21 protein-coding genes are annotated in these 23,893 nt (G+C 42.5%); 13 read left to right on the top strand and 8 right to left on the bottom strand.

Features of this window, described 5'->3' with window-relative positions; genetic code table 11:
* Positions 1-210: 210 nt before the first annotated feature.
* From ACZ449_RS09015 to ACZ449_RS08995, 5 genes are all read right to left on the bottom strand, one after another.
* Positions 211-1,896 carry a carbon starvation CstA family protein gene (locus ACZ449_RS09015; protein ID WP_464260694.1) on the bottom strand — a complete coding sequence of 562 codons (1,686 nt, stop codon included), beginning with the start codon at positions 1,894-1,896 and terminating at the stop codon, positions 211-213.
* Between the two features lie 488 nt (positions 1,897-2,384).
* Positions 2,385-4,466 (bottom strand): elongation factor G, encoded by a 2,082-nt coding sequence (fusA, locus tag ACZ449_RS09010; protein WP_464260693.1) that lies wholly within the window; start codon positions 4,464-4,466, stop codon positions 2,385-2,387.
* A 441-nt stretch (positions 4,467-4,907) separates the two neighbouring features.
* Complete coding sequence (locus ACZ449_RS09005; RefSeq protein WP_464260692.1) at positions 4,908-5,426, bottom strand: cob(I)yrinic acid a,c-diamide adenosyltransferase; 519 nt, start codon at positions 5,424-5,426, stop codon at positions 4,908-4,910.
* Positions 5,419-5,871: a nucleoside-diphosphate kinase gene (gene ndk / locus ACZ449_RS09000; protein ID WP_464260691.1), complete on the bottom strand. Its 453-nt coding sequence runs from the start codon at positions 5,869-5,871 to the stop codon at positions 5,419-5,421. The genes ACZ449_RS09005 and ndk overlap by 8 nt, the downstream gene beginning before the upstream one ends.
* A 24-nt stretch (positions 5,872-5,895) precedes the next feature.
* Positions 5,896-6,660 carry a fumarylacetoacetate hydrolase family protein gene (locus tag ACZ449_RS08995; protein ID WP_464260690.1) on the bottom strand — a complete coding sequence of 255 codons (765 nt, stop codon included), beginning with the start codon at positions 6,658-6,660 and terminating at the stop codon, positions 5,896-5,898.
* Positions 6,661-6,890: 230 nt separating this feature from the next.
* On the opposite strand from ACZ449_RS08995, the gene ACZ449_RS08990 reads away from it, so the two are divergent.
* On the top strand, positions 6,891-7,601 hold the full coding sequence (locus tag ACZ449_RS08990; RefSeq protein ID WP_464260689.1) for an FHA domain-containing protein: 711 nt from the start codon (positions 6,891-6,893) through the stop codon (positions 7,599-7,601).
* Positions 7,602-7,737: 136 nt separating this feature from the next.
* Positions 7,738-8,538: a penicillin-binding transpeptidase domain-containing protein gene (locus ACZ449_RS08985; protein WP_464260688.1), complete on the top strand. Its 801-nt coding sequence runs from the start codon at positions 7,738-7,740 to the stop codon at positions 8,536-8,538.
* 80 nt (positions 8,539-8,618) lie between these two features.
* On the opposite strand, the gene htpX is transcribed toward ACZ449_RS08985, so the two are convergent.
* From htpX to ACZ449_RS08970, 3 genes are all read right to left on the bottom strand, one after another.
* Positions 8,619-9,488, bottom strand: coding sequence for a zinc metalloprotease HtpX (gene htpX, locus ACZ449_RS08980; protein WP_464260687.1), 870 nt, complete (start codon positions 9,486-9,488; stop codon positions 8,619-8,621).
* Positions 9,489-9,635: 147 nt separating this feature from the next.
* Positions 9,636-10,076, bottom strand: a complete 441-nt coding sequence (locus ACZ449_RS08975) for a type II toxin-antitoxin system RatA family toxin (protein ID WP_464260686.1) — start codon at positions 10,074-10,076, stop codon at positions 9,636-9,638.
* Between the two features lie 40 nt (positions 10,077-10,116).
* Positions 10,117-11,373 carry an acetylornithine/succinylornithine family transaminase gene (locus ACZ449_RS08970; RefSeq protein WP_464260685.1) on the bottom strand — a complete coding sequence of 419 codons (1,257 nt, stop codon included), beginning with the start codon at positions 11,371-11,373 and terminating at the stop codon, positions 10,117-10,119.
* Positions 11,374-11,566: 193 nt separating this feature from the next.
* Here ACZ449_RS08970 and ACZ449_RS08965 point away from each other — a divergent pair, with 193 nt between their 5' ends.
* From ACZ449_RS08965 to ACZ449_RS08915, 11 genes are all read left to right on the top strand, one after another.
* Positions 11,567-12,835 carry a DNA recombination protein RmuC gene (locus ACZ449_RS08965; RefSeq protein WP_464260684.1) on the top strand — a complete coding sequence of 423 codons (1,269 nt, stop codon included), beginning with the start codon at positions 11,567-11,569 and terminating at the stop codon, positions 12,833-12,835.
* A 214-nt stretch (positions 12,836-13,049) separates the two neighbouring features.
* On the top strand, positions 13,050-14,930 hold the full coding sequence (locus tag ACZ449_RS08960) for a spore germination protein (RefSeq protein WP_464260683.1): 1,881 nt from the start codon (positions 13,050-13,052) through the stop codon (positions 14,928-14,930).
* The gene (locus tag ACZ449_RS08955; protein ID WP_464260682.1) at positions 14,927-16,036 is read left to right on the top strand and encodes a GerAB/ArcD/ProY family transporter; all 1,110 of its coding nucleotides are present in this window, start codon (positions 14,927-14,929) and stop codon (positions 16,034-16,036) included. The genes ACZ449_RS08960 and ACZ449_RS08955 overlap by 4 nt, the downstream gene beginning before the upstream one ends.
* Positions 16,021-17,274 carry a Ger(x)C family spore germination protein gene (locus ACZ449_RS08950; RefSeq protein WP_464260681.1) on the top strand — a complete coding sequence of 418 codons (1,254 nt, stop codon included), beginning with the start codon at positions 16,021-16,023 and terminating at the stop codon, positions 17,272-17,274. The genes ACZ449_RS08955 and ACZ449_RS08950 overlap by 16 nt, the downstream gene beginning before the upstream one ends.
* Complete coding sequence (locus tag ACZ449_RS08945; RefSeq protein ID WP_464260680.1) at positions 17,274-17,438, top strand: hypothetical protein; 165 nt, start codon at positions 17,274-17,276, stop codon at positions 17,436-17,438. The genes ACZ449_RS08950 and ACZ449_RS08945 overlap by 1 nt, the downstream gene beginning before the upstream one ends.
* A 201-nt stretch (positions 17,439-17,639) precedes the next feature.
* Positions 17,640-19,598 (top strand): molecular chaperone HtpG, encoded by a 1,959-nt coding sequence (htpG, locus tag ACZ449_RS08940; RefSeq protein WP_464260679.1) that lies wholly within the window; start codon positions 17,640-17,642, stop codon positions 19,596-19,598.
* Between the two features lie 518 nt (positions 19,599-20,116).
* Positions 20,117-20,977: a hypothetical protein gene (locus ACZ449_RS08935; RefSeq protein WP_464260678.1), complete on the top strand. Its 861-nt coding sequence runs from the start codon at positions 20,117-20,119 to the stop codon at positions 20,975-20,977.
* 162 nt (positions 20,978-21,139) lie between these two features.
* Entirely contained in the window at positions 21,140-21,262 is a 123-nt protein-coding gene (locus tag ACZ449_RS08930; protein ID WP_464260677.1) for a hypothetical protein, read from the top strand.
* A gap of 153 nt (positions 21,263-21,415) precedes the next feature.
* A complete protein-coding gene (locus tag ACZ449_RS08925; RefSeq protein WP_464260676.1) occupies positions 21,416-21,838 on the top strand; it encodes a DUF6917 domain-containing protein in 423 nt (140 codons plus the stop codon).
* A 15-nt stretch (positions 21,839-21,853) separates the two neighbouring features.
* The gene (locus ACZ449_RS08920) at positions 21,854-22,315 is read left to right on the top strand and encodes a RidA family protein (protein ID WP_464260675.1); all 462 of its coding nucleotides are present in this window, start codon (positions 21,854-21,856) and stop codon (positions 22,313-22,315) included.
* Positions 22,316-22,390: 75 nt separating this feature from the next.
* A complete protein-coding gene (locus ACZ449_RS08915) occupies positions 22,391-23,851 on the top strand; it encodes a hypothetical protein (protein ID WP_464260674.1) in 1,461 nt (486 codons plus the stop codon).
* Positions 23,852-23,893: the final 42 nt, after the last annotated feature.

The raw sequence follows: 23,893 nt of genomic DNA, 5'->3' as shown, positions 1-23,893 counted from the left end.
TTCGTGCCAATTACTTTTGACGTTTATAGCAACTTTTATATGTTATCATGTCTACTCAGTTATGTCAATTCTAATATTGAGTACCCTACTCACTCAATCTCATCAACAAAAAAGAAGCCATTCTTACGGCCCCTTTTATATTCTTGCTAATCACTATAATACTATCTAACTACCATAACAATAACCCAAAATTTATTTTTTCTTTTCGTCTTACCGAACAGATAGGTTGTTAGAAGAAGAATCAACTAATTTTCTAAAACTGTTAGATGCAATCAGAAGTGCCAATGTAATCAACGCAATGGCCACGATTAACTGCAGACCATCAGTCAGGAAAGAAAAACCGCCAGTATAGATAATTTTATGGACGATACCGTAAATTGACATAACCAATGAAATCAGCGTAACGACAAACATAAAGCACATTGGAATGTACAGCATTTTCCCTTGACGTCCAGTGACTTTCATAAATACAGCCAGCGCAATCAGTACCAACGCAGCACACAGTTGATTTGCTGCGCCGAATAATGGCCAAACATTCATATATCCGCCCAGGCAAAGCAAATAACCAAAAAATAGAGTGATAATGGTAGCAACATATTTATTGGTCATCACACGCTGCATTAGCGACATCTTTATTGGATCAGTCGTATCATCTGTGAATAATTCCTGGAAACACATCCGTCCGATACGCCCGACGGAATCTAACGTAGTCAGAGCTAATGCAGATACACACATCGTAACAACACAAGTTGCTACAAAGCTGGACAGACCGAACATGGACAGAAAATTGCCAACAGAAGCAGAGAATATCTGGAACGGTGTACCTTTAGGCATCACACCACCGGTGGCGGCCGCGCCAACAACGATCAAAGCAACGACAGCCAGAATGGTCTCAATCATCATGGAACCGTAACCGACAAACAGCATATCTTTTTCATTGGAAATTGTTTTGGAAGAAGTACCGGAAGAAACTAAGCTATGAAAGCCAGAAACGGCACCACATGCAATTGTAATAAAAAGAAGCGGAAACATCGGCTTGCCATTTACTTCAAAACCAACAAAGGCCGGCAATTCAATAACAGGATTGGTAAAAATAACACCAACAACACCGCTCGCAATCATACCGAGCAACAGGAATGAACTCAAATAGTCGCGCGGCTCCATCAGTAGCCACATCGGCATAACAGCAGCCATAAACATATAAGCAAAAACGACATAAATCCATGTTGTCTTATCCAAATAAAGCGGATAAGCAATACCGGCTGCCAGCATACCAAGAATCAAAAGAATACCGAGTGCCAGTTTTGGTTTTTCTGACAATGGATATTTTTTCAAAAAAAGTCCGAATAAAATAGCAACAATGATATACAACATCGAAATGGAGGCGGCAGCAGCATTTGGGGTAGCCAGTGCACCATTAGTGCCAAAACCATTGAAAGTGCTGGCAACAATATCTGCAAAGGCTGCTGTTACTAACAAAGTAAAAAGCCAGGAAAAGAGCAGGAACATTTGTTTTCCGGTTTTACCAATGTATTTTTCAATCAGCATCCCCATAGACTTGCCTTCATTTTTGACGGAAGCGTATAAAGCTGTAAAATCCTGAACAGCACCAAAGAAAATCCCGCCGATCATCAACCAGAGCATCACTGGCACCCAGCCAAACATCGCCGCGATAATCGGCCCGGTAACTGGACCTGCGCCTGTAATAGAAGAAAATTGATGAGCAAATACCGTGAATTTTGAAGAAGGAACATAGTCATTGCCGTCTTCAAAACGATAAGCCGGCGTTTTAGCACAAGGATCAATGCCCCAGATCTTTGTCAACCAGCGGCCATAGATGAAATAACCACTTGCACAGACAATTAATGCAATACCTAATAAAGTTAAACCAGTCATAATGTAATACAAGTCCTTTCCGTTTATGTGCATCTGCAATCCCATGTCGCGATCAGGCATCATGTCGACTGCAGGCTGGTAATTTTTTCAGAATATCCGGCAGTTCCTTTTGAAAAAATTGAAATGACATTCCGGATGCTTTTATCCAGTCTCAAAAATCGAATAAAAAATCCTTCGTCCCCAATACGTATTACCGTATCAAAGGCGAAAGATACCTGACGGCTCTTTGCAGAAATGACTTTCCATTTCAGGGTTCTGCTCATTACTTTTTGGATATTCTGTTGGGGTATAATATATCACTAAGCCCTTTTATTGTCAACAAGTTATTGCATCTTTTCATAAACAACGTGTGTTTGCAGAAAAAAAGCAATGGGCCATGGCGAAACATTATTTTCGCCATGGCCCATTGCTGCCAGTATTTTAGTACTACAAATTCAAAAGCCTTGGCAGCGTTTACTCATCTGCCAAGGCTTTCATCGTTTATTTTGTTAAGCTTCTTCTATTTTATCTTTCTTCGCATTTGCAATAATCGTTTCAGCAATACGTGCCGGGACATCTTCATAGTGGGAGAAATTCATATCAAATGAACCCCGCCCTTGAGTAATAGAACGCAAATCAATGCTGTAGCGAAACATTTCTGCCAATGGTACTTGGGCCTTGACCCGGCCCAAACCGTCCCCGATGGGCTCCATGCCTTGAATTCGCCCCCGTTTAGTATTAAGATCGCCAATAACATCACCCATATAAGATTCAGGCACAATAACCTCTATAGAATAAATTGGCTCAAGTAAAACAGGCTTGGCTTGTAGCACTCCTTTGCGCAATGCTATGGTACTGGCAATTTTGAAGGCCATCTCTGATGAATCAACCGTATGATACGAACCATCAGTTAAGGTTACCTTGACATCAACCATAGGATAACCAGCGAGTAGTCCGCCAGATAATGCCTCTCTTACCCCTTTTTCAACAGCGGGAATATACTGGCGAGGTACAGCTCCACCAAAAATAGAGTCAACAAACTCAAATTCAGCACCTGGAGCTAACGGGTCAAGCTGCAACCAGACATGACCATACTGACCGTGGCCACCACTTTGTTTTTTATGTTTGCCTTCCACTTTGGCTGAACCACGAATGGTTTCACGGTAAGGAATTTTTGGGGTAGCAAGCAGTGTTTCAACTCCGAATTTTCGTTTCATACGCTCAGACATAATATCCAAGTGCAGTTCGCCCATACCGGAAATGAGTAACTGATGGGTTTCCACGTTCTTACGTACTTTGAAAGTAGGATCCTCATCCATAAGGCGGGCCAACGCCTGACCAATCTTATCCTCGTCGCCTTTATTCTTGGCCTCAATAGTTCTGGTAAACATGGGTTTAGGATAAGCAATTGGTTCAAATAAAATAGGTTTATCTTTATCGCAGAGCGAATCACCAGTAGCGGTTTCCTGTAATTTCGCCACCACAACAATATCGCCAGCATGCATGGTGGTGACTGGTTCTTGATGCTTGCCACGCAAGGTAAAGATTGTACCTATACGCTCAGATTTTTCTTTGGTGGCATTATACAGCGTACTATCTGACTTCATACTTCCTGAGAACAGGCGAATATAGCTTAGGCGACCGACAAACGGGTCGGCAGTGGTTTTAAATACCATTGCGGAAAATGGATCGGCAGCGCTTCTTTCAATAAGATCTTTGCTTACCGGATGATAGCCGAGAATCGGCGTGGCATCTGGAGCTGGCAGACAGCTGATAATAGTGTCCAACGCTTGTCGCACACCAATATTTTTAAGAGCCGAACCGCAAAGTACTGGAAATACTTTGGCTTGAGCAATGCCAGCCAATAAACCGATTTTTACTTCTTCATTACTCAACTCTTCCCCTTCAAGGTATTTTGTTAAAAGTTCATCATTTCCTTCGGCAGCAACTTCAATAAGTGCTGCTCTTGCTTCCTGGGCTTGCTCCAGCATATCTGCCGGGATATCTGTCTCGGTACATTCCTTACTATTTTTCGCTGCTAAATAAGCCTTCATGGTAAGCACATTAACAACGCCGTTAAAACTATCCTGGGCACCAATAGGCAATTGAACCGGGATAACGCCATTGCCGAATTTCTCTTTCATCCTTTCGACAACACTATAAAAGTCAGCGTTTTCCCGGTCCATTTTGTTTATAAAGCCTATACGTGGCAAGGATAATTCAGTGGCATAATTCCATACTTTTTCGGTTTCCACTTCGACGCCGGCAGCGGCACACAGCACAATGAGCGCACTATCGACAGCACGTAGTGCGCCCTTAACTTCAGCTACAAAATCAGCATAGCCAGGAGTATCAACAAAATTTATCTTATGATCGCGCCACTCACAAGGCGCCAAAGCCGTACTAATTGTTACTTTACGTTTAACTTCTTCTGGTTCAAAGTCAGTTGTCGCCGAACCATCATCAACACGTCCCAAACGGTTAACCGCGCCAGAATTAAATAGCATGGCTTCTGTTAAGGATGTCTTACCGGCTCCACCGTGGGCTACAATTCCAACATTTCTCAACTTGTCGCTCTTGTACTCTTTCATGGCTAGTCCCCTCCTGTTGTGGTCTGCTTAAATTCATTACTGACATTATACTCAAACTAATTCTCTGTTTACTATAAATATTCCTTCTTTTCTGTCTATTTAGTTTGCATTAAAATAAAGAATTTATCTATTCTTTATTCCATATTTATAAATTTTTCCCAATAAATATGACAATTAGTATACCCGACAAAATTTGCAAAAAATACAAAAGAGCTACTGCAGTACAATAGCTCTTTTTGTATATATGGAATTGTTCTATCCTTTCAAGAACATACGCATCAATTTACGTAGCGGTCCTGGAAGTGACATTACATAAAAATGAAAATTCACAGTGCTCGCCCCCTTATATTAGCTATTAACTATAGCTCCTGCATCCTTATGCTATCGATATAGTTTATGCGGTTCAAGCAAAGTTGTGCTATATCTGTCAGGTTAGAAAAGTTATTTCGTACTTTCGGCCTCAAAACGCGATAATACAAAACAAAAATCTGACAACCGATTTAGGCTGATAAGTAAATGCTCTGTCACATTAGCGTCAGTCTCTTCTTCCTTAAACCGTAAGGTCTGGCGCTCGGCCCGCCTAGTTACAGTTCGTGCCAAATCCAGAGCCGCGGCTCCCGGAGTATCACCAGGAATAATAAAGCTTTTTAGCGGTGGTAGCTTGGCATCAAACGCATCAATCATTTGTTCAAGTGTGGTAACATGGTCGTTTGTTACATATTGCTCTTTAGCGTTGCCACTGGCTAAATCGGCCATAATTAACATCAACAGTTTTTGTAGTTTTAATACGGCTTCTTTGACTTCTGGGTTGGTGCAATTGGCGCGGGCCAAACCTAATGCTGAGTTGATTTCATCGACAGTACCATAGGATTCTACTCTGGCACTGGTTTTCTTGACTCGCTCACCGGTTAAAAGACCAGTTGTGCCTTTATCGCCGGTTTTAGTATAAACTTTACTCATGACAATCCTCCAAATGATACTGAACAAGCTCCTGTTCAGTAAAATAAATAGCTATTTCTCGTGCTGCGCTAATGGCGCTATCAGAACCATGTACAATGTTGTGCGACATAACCATAGCATAGTCACCGCGAATGGTTCCTGGCAGGGCCTCAGCAGGATTGGTCGGTCCCATCATGGTTCTGACAATTTTGATGGCATTGGGTCCGGTCAATACTAGGGCTACTACAGGACCGGAAGTAATAAAATCGACAAGAGCTGGGTAAAATGATTTACCTACATGCTCGGCATAATGACTAGCAGCCAATTCAGGCGTTAATTGAAGCAGTTTTAGAGCAGCAAGCAACAATCCTTTTCGTTCAAATCGATGGATAATTTCACCACAAAGTTTTCTTTGTACCGCATCAGGTTTTAAAAGCACCAAAGTTCTTTCGGCGGCATTATTCATACTTATAAATAATCACTCCTTTTCTCAGCCGGACACAATACTATTATTCAGACGACCAATACCATCAATCTCAACGGTAACGGTGTCTCCGACCTGCATCGGGCCTACGCCGGAAGGTGTACCGGTCAGGATGACATCACCGGGATACAGGGTCATGACCTGACTGATGAAAGCCACCATTTCAGGAACCTTAAATATCAGGTTGGCTGTAGTAGATGACTGTTTAATCTCCCCATTGAGCAAAAGTCTAATAGCAGCATTATGCGGGTCAAACTCGGTCTCAATGCAGGGACCTAACGGCAAAAAAGTATCAAATGACTTACCACGCGTCCATTGACTGTCCTTCATCTGAATATCGCGGGCAGTTACATCATTGGCACAAGTATAACCAAATACATACTCAAAGGCTGTTTCGACAGGAACTTTACGCGCTTCTTTCTTAATCACAATGGCTAGTTCACCTTCATAATGAAGGTTCTTAGATATGGCTGGATACTCGATAGTGCCGCCAGGATGATTTAATGCTGAGGATGGCTTGAGAAATAGTAATGGCTCTTCCGGCAGTGTAAGATTCATTTCCCGCGCATGATCATGATAATTAAGACCAATGCACACGGCTTTGCTGGGTACACAGGGTGCCAGCAATGTAACGTTGTCTAGAGATAGTCTTTTACCAGTTTCAGTGAAGGTATTGTTGAATACATCGCCACTTAGCACATGAATCTGGTTTTCTGCTGCTAAAACTCCGTAGCTAATCGTATTATCAATTTCAAATCGTACTATTTTCATTGGCCAACCTCCTTGTATTAAAAACTAGTATATTTTTCCCTACCTATTAGCCTATATCCTGCAAAAGGATTTGCTAACTACAAAATTTAACAGTTTTTTTTGAGTACTCCTCCCGAACTTGCTATTAGCCGCTACAATACAAGACATTCTAACAAAACAAATACTAATTGCATTCATGATTTATTGGGTATAACATTAAAGTACTATTGCAGTTTTAAGAAGGTGATCTTATGCTAGTACAAAGCAAATCCTCTTTGGCCCGATTAATAGTGGAAATTGGTGCCCCGCATGGAAAAGGGATGTACTTTTCATTGCCGCAAAGCGAAGTAATCTTAGGACGAGCCACCAGCTTGTTCAAACCTGATATATCATTTGGCAGTTTACTTATATCCCGTAAACATTGTTGCATTTCACAACTTAATGGGATATGGTCAATCTCTGAATTAGGCAGTAAACATGGCACATCGCTAAATGGTAAACAATTAGAACCTTACCTTCCGTATACCTTACATAATGGGGACAAAATCATTCTTGCTTCTGGTATTGTTTTGATTCGGTTTACAATCTCGCCGGAATTTGAAAAAACACTTGACTTTGATACTACGCAGTCACTGCAGACTGTGGGCAAATCCCAATCAATCTTACCTGTCGTTATCGACACAACGCGCAAAGCGCTTTATATTAACAACGTAGAAGTACCTTTGTCTGTCAAGGAATGGCGCTTATTGGATTTATTTAATAAAAACCGCAATAATCTTGTTAGCTATTCAGACATACGGATAGCCGTATGGACTGAACGTACTCATCTCGACGATGGCGTTCCTGATGTGGGAGTCGATGAGATAAACATTTTGCTTTACCGTCTTCGCCAAAAGCTCGGCCATTATCGCCGTATTGTAAAAACTCGCAGAGGCCAAGGTTGTATTTTGGAAATCGACTAAGATGCTGACATTAGGACTGTATCAGTTTGGTGCTAGCATCTTTTCTTGTAATGATTTTGTAAGCGTATCGTAATTTTTTTTTACACTGTTTAGAGTATACTTGATTATTGAAGGAACTATTAGGAGGAATGATTAAGTGAAAAAAATCCTTGTGCTCGTACTGTGCGTGGTGGCTCTCAACCTTACACTAAGTGGTGCGAGTGCGGCCGAAGTCACCGTAAGGAATGATTTTGAGAAATACTTTACCGGCTTTACCGGTACCTTCGTTATGTATGACCCGGCAAACGATCACTATGTGATTTACAACGAATTGCAAAGCAAAAAAAGGCTCTCCCCTTGTTCAACCTTTAAAATTTACAATTCCCTCATTGGACTAGAAACAGGTGTATTAGATCAGGAGGATGTATTCACCCTGTTTAAATGGAACGGAACAAAGTACGATTTCCCCTACTGGAACCATGACCACACGCTGGCATCTGCCACTCAAGAGTCAGTCGTTTGGTACTTCCAGGAGCTTGCATCGCGTATAGGGCAAGAACGCATGCAGGAGTACCTAAATAAAATTGATTACGGCAATCGAGATATGTCTGGCGGATTGACCACGTTCTGGCTACGATCCTCCTTACAAATCTCAGCTATAGAACAAGTAAACCTACTTAATAAACTATATTCCAAGCAATTGCCGTTTTCAGAAAGCACACTGGCAGTAGTAAAAAAGAACATCACGCTCTCAGACAGTAATGGCATCAAATTTATGGGCAAAACTGGCTCAGGGTTTGCGGATGGAAAGTGGATTTCAGGCTGGTTTGTCGGTTGTATAGAAAAACATGGCCAGCGATACATTGTCGCAACCAATATTGAAGCATTAGACGGAGCAACCGGCGGCAAAGCCAGAGAAATAACCAAGATGATTGCCAAAGAACTTAACCTCTTGTAATCCTGTCATTGCCGCCGATTTTTATAATGAAAAAAAACAATCCCCAGGCTTTGAAAAGTCTGGGGATTGTTTTACTCTATTTACCTTGTTTTCTTTGCCTGTTCTTCCAATTTAGCCACTCTATCAGCTGTTGCCGGGTGGGTGCTAAATAGACTAACCATCATGCCGCCAGCACCGCTAAACGGGTTAATAATAAAGAGATGCGAGGTAGCCGGAGTAGCTTCAGCCATTACACGGTGCTGGGCAAAGTATTCAATCTTCTTAAGGGCACTGGCTAGCGCTAATGGATTGCCCGATACAGTACCGCCTGTTTGATCAGCCAGATATTCGCGTGAACGAGAAACACCAAGCTGGATAAGCGTAGCAGCAAGCGGCGCCAGCACAACCAGGAAGACAAACTCAATAATGCCGCCGATACCGCCCCCCTCTTCATCATCGCCACGACCCAAACCGAAGATAGCCGTCCATTGTGCAATATTAGCAATCATGGTGATAACACCAGCGAGACTAGCAACAATGGTACTAATCAAAGTGTCGCGATTTTTGATATGAGACAATTCGTGAGCGACAACGCCTTCCAGTTCTTCGTAATTGAGTGCGCGCATAATACCTGTTGTCACAGCTACAGCAGCATGTTCAGGATCACGACCGGTGGCAAAGGCGTTAGGAACATCTGTATTGATAATATAAACCTTCGGCATCGGCAGTTTGGCCTTTTGCGCCAAATTACTCACCATGCGGATTAAATCTGGTGCATCTTGGGGCGTAACCGCTTGTGCACCATACATATTAAGTACAATTTTATCACTAAACCAGTAGCTGGCAAAGTTCATCAAAATCGAAATAACAAACATGAACGTCATGCCCTTAGTGCCACCAAAAAAGGCACCAACTGCAATTAGCAACCCCGTTAATGCAGCAAGTAAAACAGTAGTCTTAAGCGTGTTCATTAAGACACCTCCATAGCGTATTTTATTCTATAGTAAACTTTACCGTCTTAACTATTCCACGCTAGCTAAAGATGACATCGCTCCTCCATTCTTTTTCTGAATCTATTATTAATTATAAGTGATTAACTTATAATTAACAACAAGCGTTTAAGCTCGATTTTCCATGCGTTCCTTGATGGCGGTCAACATATTCATACTGTTGTCCCGTACCTTTCTCTTAAGAATCGGATTAAGCAATCCCGCAATCATCGGAATACCAAATTCAAAATCAACGGTTAGTTTGATCTCGGTGCCGCCCTCAATTGGTGTTAATATCCATTCGCCTTGAAACTTTTTTAAATCGCCTTCGGTTTGTTTATAGCTAATATGCATGTTAGTATCATCAAAATTATCAAGTTCAGTCCATTTGATAATTCGACCATCCACATTGGATACCCATTTAGTTATGGTTGTATCGTCTTTTCGTTCAATTACCTCAACGCTAACCAAATCAGCCATAAACTCGGGGTATTTTTCCATATCTTTCAAAATGGGATAAATTTGGCTGCGATCAGCATTAACAGGCAAAGTCACTTCTACATATGGCATATTTCATTTCCTCCTGTCCAATTATGCTATTCATGCAAAACTATAGGTCTTCCAGCATATCCTGAGCCTTTGCCAATGCGCTTGACAAAGCTGTAATGACGTAGTCAATCTGCTCTTGCTCAATAATCAGCGGCGGTTCGATTCGCATGACTTTAGGATTGTTAAGAGTGTACGCAATGAGAACACCTTTGTCAATCATTTCAGACATGATTAACCCACCAATACCTTCTTTAGTCAATTCTATGCCAATCATCAGACCCTTACCGCGTACTTGGGCTATTACCTCAGGGTACGCCTTGGCTAGCTCTGTTAGCTTACCCATAAAATAGTAACCGCTTTGTTCAGCTCGACTGAGTAGGCCCTCTTCCCGAATAACGCTGACAGCGGCGATAGCAGCGGCACAGGCCAGGGGGTTGCCGCCGAAGGTTGAGGTATGCAAAAATGGACTGGTGATGTACTTATCCCAGACTTTTGGGCGCGCTGTAAACGCACCAATCGGCATAACGCCGCCACCTAAGGCTTTAGCGGTAGTTATAATGTCAGGCACCACACCATAGTGCTCAACTGCAAACATTTTGCCAGTACGGCCTAACCCAGTTTGTACTTCATCACAAATTAACAGCGCTCCCGTTTTGTCACAAATCTCGCGTACTGCAGGCAGATAGGCATCAGGCGGGACAATGATTCCCCCTTCGCCCTGAATGGGTTCAATAATGACAGCTGCTGTCTCATTATCCACAACTTGGGCTAAAGCATCAATATCACCAAATGGCACATGACTAAAGCCGGCAAGCAGCGGTTGAAACGGGTCCCGGAACATCTCTCGTCCAGTAGCACTCAAGGAACCTAGTGTTTTGCCATGAAACGAATTGGTGGTAGCAACAAACTTACTCCGTCCGGTATGTACCCGCGCTAGCTTGAGGCTGCCTTCTACTGCTTCCGTTCCACTATTGACAATGAAACTATATTGAAGGTCACCAGGCGTTATTTCAGCCAGAAGTTCTGCTAAATCAGCCATTGGCTTATCAAATAACACCTTACTCGATAGCGGCATGAAATCGAGTTGGCGCTTAACAGCCTCAACCACTTTGGGGTGACGGTGCCCCAGACTAAATACCCCATAGCCGCCCAGACAATCAACATATTCTTTACCGTCAATGTCCTTGATAATAGTACCTTCGGCCTCCCATTCAATGGTAGACAGCCCCATAAATCGGAACAGTTTGGCCATGGCCGGGTTAATATATTGCTCATATTTGTTAATTGTTTGGTTTATCATTTGTTCTTTATTAGACATATAAACCCTCCTTGTAAAGTCAATGCCACTATTTGAAAAAATCTACTCATGGCATTATTTTCTATTAATATCAAAAGAACTCCTGCTTTATTCAAAAAATGCAACCAAAAGTAAAATTTCTATTGGCTAACAGGATTTACCCCCACTAGTCTTGAATAAGAAAAAGCTGACTATTCAAGGGATGGTGTAACTAATGAATGACATATTTTCTGCAATCACGCTGCTTTTACTCATCGGTAATGGCGGGTTACTCTTACTGCTGCTAGTAAAGGTTACTAAGTCTGGGAGTCCAGACTTAACGCCGTTCAAACAACTTGCCTATAATCAGGAACGCCTTGAGACAATGCTCCGCGATGAGCTGGGAAAAAATCGCCAAGAACTGACTTTCACTATAAAGATCCTGCGTGAAGAACTGGCAGGTCAACTGCATGAATTTACTAACAGTAATGACCAGAGATTTTCTCGTCTTGTTCAGCTTAATGAGCAAAAACTTGACAAGCTGCGTGAGACAATTGAGGGTAAACTCATGGATATTCAAACTGATAACAGCAAAAAACTCGAAGATATGCGAGCAACGGTGGATGAAAAGCTGCACGCAACTCTAGAAAAACGGTTGGGTGAGTCTTTTCAACTTGTGAGCGAGCGTCTGGAACAAGTGCACAAAGGGCTGGGTGAAATGCAGCAACTGGCGTCCGGGGTTGGCGATCTCAAGAAAGTCTTGTCCAATGTTAAAACCCGCGGCATCTGGGGTGAAATGCAGCTGGCCTCGCTATTAGAACAAGTGCTAACCCCTGAGCAGTATTCTGTCAATGTGGCAACAAAGCGTGGCAGCCAGGACCGGGTAGAATTTGCCGTACGTCTGCCAGGCAAAGATAGTAATGATACCCCTGTTTGGCTGCCCATTGATGCCAAGTTTCCCCAAGAAGATTATCAACGGCTTGTAGAAGCCCAGGATATGGCTAATGCCGAACTGGCCGCCGCTGCTGCAGCCAGTTTAGAAACCAGGATTCGCCAAGAAGCTAAGACCATCAGAGAAAAATATGTTGATCCTCCTAATACTACTGACTTTGCTATTATGTTTCTGCCTATTGAAGGATTATATGCCGAAGTATTACGACGTCCTGGGCTGTGTGACAGCCTACAGCGTCAATATCGTATTAGTATTACGGGTCCAACTACGTTGGCGGCATTATTGAATAGTCTGCAAATGGGATTTCGGACCTTGGCGATTGAAAAACGCTCAAGTGAAGTCTGGGGCCTTCTGGGCGCTGTAAAAACAGAGTTTGGCAAATTCGGAGATGTTCTCATCAAGACTAAGGAAAAACTAGATCAGGCCAGCAAACAAATTGACGCCGCCGCCGTACGCACCCGATCCATTGAACGCAAACTCAAAGACGTCGAACAACTGCCTGCAGCAGATGCTGTTCGTATCTTGGGACAATATGATAGTGACCATGAGTAAAGCAAAAACACATCCAAACATGTTTGGATGTGTTTTTGCTTTACTCCAGAACTACTCACATAATAATTAAACTGCTTTTTGGTAATAATAACCATAAGATAAGACTTGGCTTGTGCCAAGTCCTTTAGGACGCCAGTAGAAGCCTTAGTCGTTCAATCCAGGGAAAGTTAACCTTTCCATCTGGACAAATTACAACGAGAGGAGGAACACTGCTGTGGAAACTATCTTTTCTAAGACCTACAATTATTTGAAAAACATCCTTGTCTATAAGCCACCGCATACTCCTGCTCCCTTTGTATTAGATGATAAGTCAGATAAAACACAAGCCAAGAGCAGTATGCGCTTAGAGAACGGACTTGTGGGGCAGGCAGAGGAACTTCAGATCCTTTTGCGCCAAGCCAAACAGCTAAAAGAAGTCTTAGAAATGGCAGCTAAAAATCTTAAAGCAGGTCAGTTTACTCATCTAGCACAGATGAAAACGGTTGTTAAGAAACTGGCAGCGATTAAGGCCGAGCGCTCCCCGGTTAGACTAGCCTATGACGCCGTAAGTCAGCCGGATGACAGACAGGTTAGTGCTGTGCTGGCCGAAAATCGTGCACTGCTAGAAAAACTATACAAGCTGCCGCACAACAAGGATATTATTATTCGTAATCTTATTTTGCCTTTTGCCCCGCCAATTAAAGCTATACTGGTATTTTTAGATGGTATGGTTGATAGTAAAACACTCAATCTGGCAGTTTTACAGCCATTAATGTATTTTTCTCCTGATCATGTGCGAGATGGCGGTACCACCGGCAGTCTTACTGCCCAGATTATTGAGGAATGTTTACCTGCCAACCAGATCAACAAAGCCGTAGATTACCAATCTGTCCAGCATGGTATCAACAGTGGGGATACAGCACTCTTTATTGATGGTGTTCCTGAAGCTATCTTAATCAACACTAGAGGTATGGTGCAGCGCGGCGTAAATAAACCTACAACAGAGCAAACCGTGCGCGGATCACAGGCATCTTTTAGTGAAGGGTTGCGTATTAATACCGCCTTGATTCGCGGTACATTAAAGAGCAGCGAGCTTGTTACCGAGATCCTGTCTATCGGCAAAAAAACCAATACTAGCTGTGCCATTATGTATTTAGAGTCTGTGGCTAATCCCTTGCTCGTAGCTGAACTGAAGCGTCGGATCGAGGGAATTTCAACCGACTATATGGGCGATATCGGGGCGCTCCAGCAGTTCATTGAGGATCATCCTGGCAATCTGTTTCCCCAGGCACTTTCGACTGAACGGCCTGACCGGGTGTGTGTGCATCTGGCTGAAGGCCGGGTAGCCTTTATACTAGATGGTGTGCCACTTGCCCATATTGTTCCTGTCAGCTTTTTTACATTCTTTCATTCAGCAGAAGATTTCTCATTTAAAGCTATTGCCAGTACTGGACTACGCATATTACGTATTATCGCTGCCTTTATTACGCTATTGCTACCTTCTCTATATTTGGCAATTAATTACTTTCATCAGGAGGCACTCCCTACCGAGATTGCTCTGGCGATTGCTGGCGCCCGCGAGAGGGTTCCATTTCCGGCACTCATTGAGATTGTCCTCATGGAATTTTCATTTGAACTGATTCGGGAGGGTGGATTACGCATTCCCGGAGTGCTGGGTTCAACAATCGGAATTGTCGGTGCTCTTATTCTGGGACAAGCGGCGGTTAGTGCCAATATTGTCAGTCCAATTGTAGTTATTATTATTGCCTTGGCAGGTCTGGCTTCCTTCGCTATTCCTGATTTTCAGATGGCAATGGCTTTCCGCGTTATACGCTTTCTCATGCTTATGCTGGCAGCGACACTAGGTCTGGTCGGTGTTGCTTCCGGGTTACTACTGCTTACACTCCTATTGTGTAGTATGAAATCCTTTGGTTTGCCGTATATGCTGCCAATAGCTCCCCGGGTGGAAGGCAACCTGGATGTAGTAGTGCGAGGGCCAGTATTTCATCAAGAACAACGTCCAGACGGTTTGAATACCAAAGATAGCGACAGACAGCCAACTATAAGCCGTCAATGGCGGGAAGAAAAGCCACTGGGAGGACAAGATAAATTATGAGTTATCAACTTGGCCGCATGGGTATAGCCGAGGGAATGGCGTTAGTATTTATACTACTATTACCTCGTATTTTTCTGACAGCACCTGCCACTAACGCCGCGGCTGTCGCTACAGCCGGCTGGTGGATGATCATTGTATCTGGTTTTCCAGCGATCTTGAGCATTATCGCCTGGGTTTATATTTTGCAACAGACTCCTGGTGACTTTTTTAGTATTTCCGAAGAACTGTTAGGACGTGTTGGCGCATGGCTAGTAACAATCCTATTCATTATTGTTTCTTTTTTAAACGCGGCGCTTTTACTGCGTCAATTTGCCGAGAATACCTTACTGACAGCCTTACCGCAAATGGAGTTTAGTTTCATTGTCGGTTGGTATGTCTTTGTCGCTGCGCTAGGTGCACTCTTAGGCCTGGAAGCACTGGCGCGCGGAACCTATCTGTTATTACCATTAAGTGTTTTTAGTCTGCTGCTAGTCCTACTTCTATTAGCTCCCAATTATGACACCTATAATCTAGCTCCCTGGCAGGGTTACGGGCTTATACCTTCACTTAAATATGGAATGCAGACAGCTGGTATCAATATTGGCGCGCTGATTCTTGTAATGGTTGCACCGGCTATGCAAAATGTCAGGACTTTCAAATGGGCCAGTATTTTCGGAATAATGGGCAGTGTCCTTATCAAAGCAATATCTGTTATGGTATTCACTATGGTATTTGGAGTTGCCACAGCAAGTGAAAAAACACTACCTTTTTTTGATATGGCTCGCTTGGTATATTTGAGCCGCTACCTGCAACGGATTGAAGCGTTATTTATCATCCTTTGGGTTATTGTGGGATTACTTGGAATTGCTATCAGCCTTTATATAGGAACCTATTTAATTACCCGTTTATTGAAGTTGCCAGCTCTTGAACCACTCATTCCGCTCTCAGCTTATATCATTGCTCAATTAGCTATGATACCGCCTGACATTGCCACCGTTATTCGCCTAGATGGGCTTGTAATAACTAACTTCTTTACTGTGGGTCTAGTCGCTACCCCACTATTACTGCTAGTTGCGTCTATAGTGAAGGCTATAAAAAAGGGGGACGCGTCATGTCCTTCCGATTGATTATTATATCTTTAGGCTTAGCAATATGCCTTATAGTATCAGGTTGTTCAGGTGCTAAGGAAACTGACGAGGTAGCCTATGTTTTAGCCGTCGGTGTTGATTCATTGCCAAACAAACAGCTGAATATTACTTATATGATTGCTATTCCCAGGGCACTAGGCACTAGTGGCGGTAGCAGCGGTGACAGCAGTGACAAGAGCGTCGCTGTTGTTACCATCAAAGCCCCTTCCTTAGCAGAAGCCCGGTCTTTGCTTAGCGCCTCAGTTGGCAGATCCCCTGATTTATCCCATATTAAGGTCTGGATTATCAGTGAAGAACTAGCACGGCGAGGGGTGGGAGATTTAGTAGGACCATTCCTCCGGTTTCGTGAATTTCGTGGATCTATGTTTATGATGGTGGTTCGTGGTACGGCACAGGATTTTATCAAAGAAACTAGACCATCAATTGAAGTACTGCCTTCACGCTGGATTGAAGGCATCTTGTTATCGGGGACTGAAACCGGCTATTTATTGCCTACCCATGTTCATGAGTTTTATAATCGACTAAAGGATGCAAGCGGCGCTCCCTATACCGTGTTGGCAGGAATTAGTCCCCTATCGGGAACAGACAGGCCTAGTGCTAAACCAACTCCACCAGAACGAACTAATGAATATCTTCCTGGCGATATAGCGCGTGAAGGCGGAAACCCGGCTTCGGTTCTTGGTACGGCTGTGTTTAAGGGGGACAAATTGGCAGGAATGTTGACTAACGAAGAAACGCGCATGGTTGCAATCCTTATGGGAAAATTTCCAAAAGGATTTTTAACTATAGCTGATCCCAAAATGTCTGAGAAGAATGTGCATCTTCTTTTGCGGTTAGGCAAAAATCCACAAATTAACGTTGATTTCGTAAATAACCGCCCTGTCATATTTATTGATGTGCTGTTAGAGGGTGAAATCACCAGCATTGCCAGCGGTATCAACTATGAATCCGAGGACAGCAGGAAAAGTTTAGAAACCCAGGTGTCGGAAGCCATCAAACTACAAATGGAAGATATGCTTAAACATACACAAGAATTAGAAACTGATGTTGTTAATTTCGGCCGCTACTTCAGACCTAAGTTCAAAACCTATGATGAAGTTGTCAGTTTTAACTGGAATGACCGTTATTCTGAGGCTGAAATTCATGTCCAAATCAATACTAAAATCCGTCGTACCGGGCTAATGTTTAAGAGCATGCCGATAAGGGGTAATGACTAATGGATTATATATATCTCGGCATAGGTGCTGTTATTGGCTTTCATGCCTTAACATATGCCAGGTGGCTAAAAAATAATGGCAATATAGCGGGAGCAATCGGAATCTTTATCTTGACTATAACTAGTCTGGCCCTGCCAGTGCTGCGTATAATTAAGGGAAATTAGAACGCGTTTTGAGAAAAAACATGCTATATCACAAAAGCAGGAGATATTTTGCATATTTGGTAGGAATACGCCGGTATCTGTCATTTTTATGTTATCGGATATTTGATTTTATGAATTATTTTCGTTATTATTTAAATAGTGTTAGCACTCAACACCCAAGAGTGCTAACAAAAGAATTTTTGATGATATTGGAGGTTCGTAATGTCTCAAGAAACAATCAACAAACAAACAAAAGAATTCCAGGCTGAAACTAAGCAGCTACTGGATCTAATGATTCACTCAATTTATACTAACCGGGAGATCTTTTTACGGGAACTTATCTCTAACGCCTCAGATGCTATTGATAAAATCCGGTTTGAATCATTAACTAATCCTAACTTGCTTGAGAACAACGCTGATTTTGAAATTTTTATCCTTCCTGATGAAGCAACCAACACTCTCACCATTTCTGACAATGGCATGGGTATGACCTATGACGAAGTTGTGGAAAATATCGGCACAATTGCTAAATCTGGCACGAAAGCCTTCCTTGATAAGATACAAACTAGTGGTTCAGCGGCTGACACTGAACTAATTGGCCAATTTGGTGTTGGTTTCTATTCGGCCTTCATGGTGGCTGAAAAAGTCACCTTACTTACTCGTGCTCCCGGTCAGTCTATCGGGATTCGCTGGGAATCAAACGGTGATGGCACCTATACAATTGAAGAATGTGCCAAAGACACCCGCGGTACAACCATCATCTTGACCCTTAAGGAAGAGTATCGCTCTGCTGAGCATTCTGAGGAAAACTTCCTCAACAACTACCTCCTGCAAAATTTAATCAAGAAATATTCGGACTATATCCGTTATCCTATTAAAATGAATTTTGTTAATGAGGAAAAACCGCTTGATGCGGACGGCAAAGTAATAGAAGATGCCCAGCCCACTAAGACCGTAGAAGTTCGTACGCTTAACTCTATGGCCCCCCTCTGGACCAAAAATAAAAACGATATCACTCCAGAGGAGTATCATCAGCTGTACAAAAATCTATTCCATGATTGGGAAGACCCCCTGGAAATTATCCACTCCAAAGTCGAAGGTGCTGTAGAATATACCAGTCTGCTATTTCTTCCTTCCCATGCACCTTTTGACTTCTACCAGCGCGAGTCTACGACAGGCATCCGTTTATACTCAAAAAATGTTTTTATCATGGATGATTGTCAAGACCTGTTGCCTGATTACTTACGTTTTGTTCGCGGTTTAGTTGACTCCCCCGACTTTTCCCTCAATATATCTCGTGAACTTCTCCAACAGAGTCAACAATTAAAACGGGTTGGCAAAAATTTGGAAAAAAGCGTACTAAAAACACTGGAAACCATGCTAACAAAAGACCGCCCCAAATACGAAAAGTTTTGGCAAGAGTACGGCAAAGCCATCAAAACTGGCATCTATTCTGAGTTCCAGAGCCGGGACAAGCTAAAGAATCTCCTGCTCTTTGCCACCTCGCACGCAACCGATGAGCTGACTACGCTGGAAGACTACACCAAACGCATGCCGGAAAACCAAAAGGTTATCTACTATGCAACAGGCAAAGACCGCTCCGCCGTGGAGCGCTTACCCCAAATGGAATTACTGCGCGAAAAGAACATTGAAGTACTCTATCTTTTTGATCGGGTAGATGAATTTGCTATTGATGCCTTACAAGAATATGAAGAGAAAAAGTTTCAGTCAGTCAGCCGCGGCAACCTAGAACTGGACGACGTTGACTCCCCTGAAACTAAAAAAGATGTTGAGGCATTAGCAAAAGAAAATGAGCCGCTGATTAAAGCCATTAAGGAACGTCTAACTGGCAAAGTAGCTGACGTTAAAATCAGTAATCGCCTAAAAACCAGTGCCGTATGCCTGGTTAGCGATGATAGCGGCATTAGCCTATCTATGGAACAAATTTTATCGGAAATGAACAAAACTATGTATAAAGCTAACCGGATTCTTGAAATTAATCCTGAACACGAGCTATTTGGGATACTGAAGAATCTGTATCAGACGGCCCCTGACTCTGACCCATTTAAAGATTATTGTGATTTACTGTATGGACAAGCATTACTCATGGAAGGGATTACCCCGGATGATCCCATCAGTTTTGCTAATAAAGTGGCCCATCTAATGGCCCATCGCGCATAATAGCACCAAGCGCCTACCAGACTTATTCTGGGCGGCGCTTTTCTTCTGCTCTATATAAAAAACAATACTGCCTATTCCGTTTTTGCAAGCGGATGGTCGCATACTTTATTAAACGTATGTTCGTAATTATTACGAACATACGTTTTTTTATATGATAATAACTTTATTTTTACTAAGTAGTATGCAACCTGTTTGTTAGTATACATAATTAATAACGCAAAAGATTATTCCATTAATTACACAGGCTTTTTTATAAAAAGATAGAAGGTTTTATGTTAACTTTATAGAACTATCCTAGCATAAAGAAAAATTACTTATTACATGCTGAACCAGCAAAATAGAGCGCTGGGGAACGCTCTTATGAGCAGTTCAGTAATGTTATAGGATAACCTGTACCCTACCTAAGTCTACTAAGAGGAAACATGGAAACTCTTACGAACACTGCCGGATAGAATATGGGTTATTAGTTACAAATCATTTGAAATTCCCCCCCGAAAAAAATTTTAGGAGGAACAATTATGAAAAAGAAATTATTAACTGCTGCCGTACTAACTGCCCTAACTCTATCCGCTACTTCAGTTTTCGCTTCCCCTATTACGTTTTCCGGTGATGGCTATATTCAATACAATAATACCACCCAAGCTCCCAGTGCCTTTAACTGGGATAACTGGAACGGAATCGACACCCGCTTTCGTCTGAATGTTGATGGCCAGATTACGGATAACCTTCGTGCACATGTTCGGTTTGTACAAGAACAAGACGTCTCAACCGAATATGCATCAAATCAGGCCAGAATGGATATGGCCTATATCGCAGGAAAGTTTGATAATTTTGATATCCAGGTCGGTAAAGATGATCTTTTCACAGGTAAAGGGCTTTTAATTGATGACCATCAATTTACCGGTGTCAAAGCGAGCACCACTCTGGATGTATTAGAATTAAGCGGTTTCTACGGCAAAGATAATGACCGTACAAGGACTGGCACTTTGGATTTAAAAACCTCATTAAATGGCGTAAACCTTGGCGCTAACTATGTTTTATTTGATACTACCCATTACTATGGCGTAAATGCCGATACTAAAATTGGTGATGCCGTGCTGAATGCCGAATATGTTAAAAATTCCGAGACTTCTGCTGATGGCTATATGGCCGGCATAACTCAAGGTGCCTACACTGTTTCTTACCGTGATATCGAAGATGGTGCAGTACCAACTTTCCACACTACTAATCTTAACTATGATAATTCCAAAGGCTTCAAAGTAAGTGCCAAATACGATGTAACTAAGAATTCCAGCATTACCCTTTACCAAGATTTTGCAAAAGATCAGGCTGGGGATAGCAAACATCGTACAAACGTTGAATATGATTTCAATTTCTAACGTAAAGTAACCACTGCCGGCAGTCTTTAACAGACTGCCGTTTTTCTTATTCTTAGGCTAAAAATTAATTTTCATCGACAACAAAACATCTCTGCATACTTCAGGAAAATTTGTGAGACTCTATATTCAGTCACTCAAAAAATATATAAAGAGGTGTTATACATGGAATCTGAAAAAAATGAAGATAAAGGGAAAAATACTAAACCCGATAATCGCCCCGCACAACAGCAACAAGAACCAACACAAGCAGTAGAAATCCAAAATATAATCAGTAGCTTACCATAATTTAAAGAGGGGCAGTAGAATAAAAAATTTAGCAAAAAGTTATTCTCTGCCCCTCTTTGATTTAGCTTTGCTTAGTTTCTATTTTTTCGAAAAATAAATACATAATTAGCAAAAAACCGCGCAAAACTATGTGCTAAAGAAGGAGGGAAATTAATGAGTGATCCCTATTCCCGCAATATGTTTGGGCAATTTAATCCCTATTTTGCCAAACGACAGACAACAGGGACTTTGGCAGTAGTGCTTGACGGCATTTTTGATGATCGTGGTCTAGAGCTAATCTCTCCCTCGTCACGCGCTGTTAAAACATCCGAAATCCATGAGCTTATTCTCTCTGATGAAGATATCGGACCAGGGAAAAGGGTAAATCGCATTGCTTATGTCGGTTTTGTCGAAATAAACCGTGGCGGAGTTATTATCGTAGGAGATTCGGTGCGTGCAGACGAGACCGTCATCGGTACAGTTGCCGGTTTTGACGAAACACATATGCCAAACCATCTAAATATAGTTTTGGCTGGCAATAGAAAAACCGGTCGGGAACTACAACTTTCTGTGGAAAACGCTATCACGATAGGATAAAAAGGAGGAATTATTTTGAGTTTTGAGGCCAAAGTAAAAGAGATGGGCTTAACCGTTCCAGAAGTAGCGAAACCTGTAGCAGCATATGTTCCTTCGATTAAGGTTGGGGATTATGTATACACTTCTGGTCAAATTCCTTTTGTTGAAGGTAAGCTGGCGTATGCTGGTAAAATAGGCAAAGACCTTTCGTTAGAACAAGGCTATGAAGCAGCCAAAGTTTGCGCTTTAAACTGCCTGGCTGCAGCAAAAAGTGTAATTGGCAGCTTAGATAATATTGAGCAGATAGTAAAAGTCGTAGGTTTTGTAAACAGCGCACCCGGCTTTGTCGATCAACCAAAAGTAATAAACGGCGCATCCGAATTAATCGGAACTGTTTTTGGCAAACAGGGCGAACACACTCGTTCAGCCGTTGGTGTACCGGAACTGCCGATTAACGCTGCTGTTGAAGTGGAAATGATTATCAAGGTAAAGTCATAATATAACAACTATGCACATTATTTGGGTAGCTAAAAAGCGATAAAATAGAAATTGGCATAATGGAGGAATTTCAGCATGGCTTTTAAATATAAATTCCAAATGTACAAACACCTTCAGGCAAATATCGCAAACATTTATGCAGATGCCCGCAAGGCGGCTGAAGAACTAAATATTCCTGCAGATATCCGTGGTAAATTTGGGATGACAGGTGGTATTTCAGGTTGTCCGGCACCACTTCGTGACGATATCATGCACGCCGGAGAAGAAGCAGGTAAAAAAGTAATTCCCTTAGCTGGCATGGTTGACCAAATTCGCGAATTGGTTAAAGATATTTACGGCGACGAATACGACGCTGCTCCGACTAGCACCTGCGAAGCCGGTCTGTGGGTAGCCTTTGATTCCTTGTTCACCCCTCCCAATTTAGGTCGCGGTGACAACTATCGCGCTCGCTATTTTGCTCCGCTTGAGAAACATTTTCATCATCAAGGCGGCTACGGTCGGCCGTTTCCCGGACGATATAAAGATATTATTGCTGACCGCGGAACCACTCCTGGTGAACTTGGTTTCTATGGTAAGCGTCAAAACAATTTAGATACCGTTATTATTCCATTGGCTGGTGCCAATTATGATGTTCATGGTATCAAATATCATCCTTGTCCTTTGTTAACTACAGTTGACTCTAAGCAAGTGTATGAGGATATGAAAAAATTCGCTCAGATTCATGCCAGCATGTTTACCGGTATCACATCGCTAGGTTATGAGACCCCAGGCTACGGCTACGGCGAAAAAGACGCAGATGGCACTCCGATACTGCAAAAAATGTATGCTAAACTGGCTAATGAATATGGGGTTCCTTATGTTATTGATAATGCTTGGGGGGTACCAGGCATTGGCCACAATATTCGCAAATCTGGTGCTGATGTCGTCATCTACAGCATGGATAAAGCTAGTGGTGCTGCTACAAGCGGCCTGATTATCGGTAAAGAAGATATTATGGTTCCCATTCGTCGTGCGATGGGTCTACATGGGGATAGATGGGGTACTGGTTCATCCTACGGTAAAGCTGCATACGTAACATTTGATCCCGGCAAAGAAGCTCTCGCAACGCAAATTCAAGCCTTAAAAGTTCTTCGCGATAACCCCGAAGTATATACCAAATCAGTGGATGATCTCTATGATGTAGTCGTCGAAGAATTTGCTAATATCCATCCCAAACTAAAGGCGGGCATCATCATTAGCAAGTCGTACAATTCCCGCGCAGTTGAGGTTAACTACGAAGGAACTTGGGGTAAAGGCGAAATGGGTCTCCCCATCTTCTCCATTGAAGATATGTATTCCGGTACTAACCTGCTACAATCTGGGATGGCTCAAATGGGTGTAATTCCGACAGTTGCTTATGATGGAAATATCTATATTTCCCCTGACCTTGCTACTACCGACAGTAAAGGAAATCTTTTGAAAGATGTCATGCGGTATGGTGTTAAGGCCCAAGTTATGTTAATGGAAATAATCGCCAAATATGCAGAGATCCTCTAAGCACTAGCTGCAAAGTAAAAGACGGAGGCATTGGGGACAATC

It is taken from the genome of Desulfosporomusa polytropa (assembly GCF_055380075.1).
This window is presented reverse-complemented; position numbering and strand designations above follow the sequence as displayed.

Coding starts and splice junctions, on each gene's coding strand:
- ACZ449_RS08965 (WP_464260684.1), top strand. CDS start 11,567: ATGAATGACATATTTTCTGCAATCACGCTGCTTTTACTCATCGGTAAT.
- fusA (WP_464260693.1), bottom strand. CDS start 4,466: ATGAAAGAGTACAAGAGCGACAAGTTGAGAAATGTTGGAATTGTAGCC.
- ACZ449_RS09015 (WP_464260694.1), bottom strand. CDS start 1,896: ATGACTGGTTTAACTTTATTAGGTATTGCATTAATTGTCTGTGCAAGT.
- ACZ449_RS08975 (WP_464260686.1), bottom strand. CDS start 10,076: ATGCCATATGTAGAAGTGACTTTGCCTGTTAATGCTGATCGCAGCCAA.
- ACZ449_RS08955 (WP_464260682.1), top strand. CDS start 14,927: ATGAGTTATCAACTTGGCCGCATGGGTATAGCCGAGGGAATGGCGTTA.
- htpX (WP_464260687.1), bottom strand. CDS start 9,488: ATGAACACGCTTAAGACTACTGTTTTACTTGCTGCATTAACGGGGTTG.
- ACZ449_RS08950 (WP_464260681.1), top strand. CDS start 16,021: ATGTCCTTCCGATTGATTATTATATCTTTAGGCTTAGCAATATGCCTT.
- ACZ449_RS08945 (WP_464260680.1), top strand. CDS start 17,274: ATGGATTATATATATCTCGGCATAGGTGCTGTTATTGGCTTTCATGCC.
- ACZ449_RS08925 (WP_464260676.1), top strand. CDS start 21,416: ATGAGTGATCCCTATTCCCGCAATATGTTTGGGCAATTTAATCCCTAT.
- htpG (WP_464260679.1), top strand. CDS start 17,640: ATGTCTCAAGAAACAATCAACAAACAAACAAAAGAATTCCAGGCTGAA.
- ACZ449_RS09005 (WP_464260692.1), bottom strand. CDS start 5,426: ATGAGTAAAGTTTATACTAAAACCGGCGATAAAGGCACAACTGGTCTT.
- ACZ449_RS08970 (WP_464260685.1), bottom strand. CDS start 11,373: ATGTCTAATAAAGAACAAATGATAAACCAAACAATTAACAAATATGAG.
- ACZ449_RS08915 (WP_464260674.1), top strand. CDS start 22,391: ATGGCTTTTAAATATAAATTCCAAATGTACAAACACCTTCAGGCAAAT.
- ACZ449_RS08930 (WP_464260677.1), top strand. CDS start 21,140: ATGGAATCTGAAAAAAATGAAGATAAAGGGAAAAATACTAAACCCGAT.
- ACZ449_RS08995 (WP_464260690.1), bottom strand. CDS start 6,660: ATGAAAATAGTACGATTTGAAATTGATAATACGATTAGCTACGGAGTT.
- ACZ449_RS08935 (WP_464260678.1), top strand. CDS start 20,117: ATGAAAAAGAAATTATTAACTGCTGCCGTACTAACTGCCCTAACTCTA.
- ACZ449_RS08990 (WP_464260689.1), top strand. CDS start 6,891: ATGCTAGTACAAAGCAAATCCTCTTTGGCCCGATTAATAGTGGAAATT.
- ndk (WP_464260691.1), bottom strand. CDS start 5,871: ATGAATAATGCCGCCGAAAGAACTTTGGTGCTTTTAAAACCTGATGCG.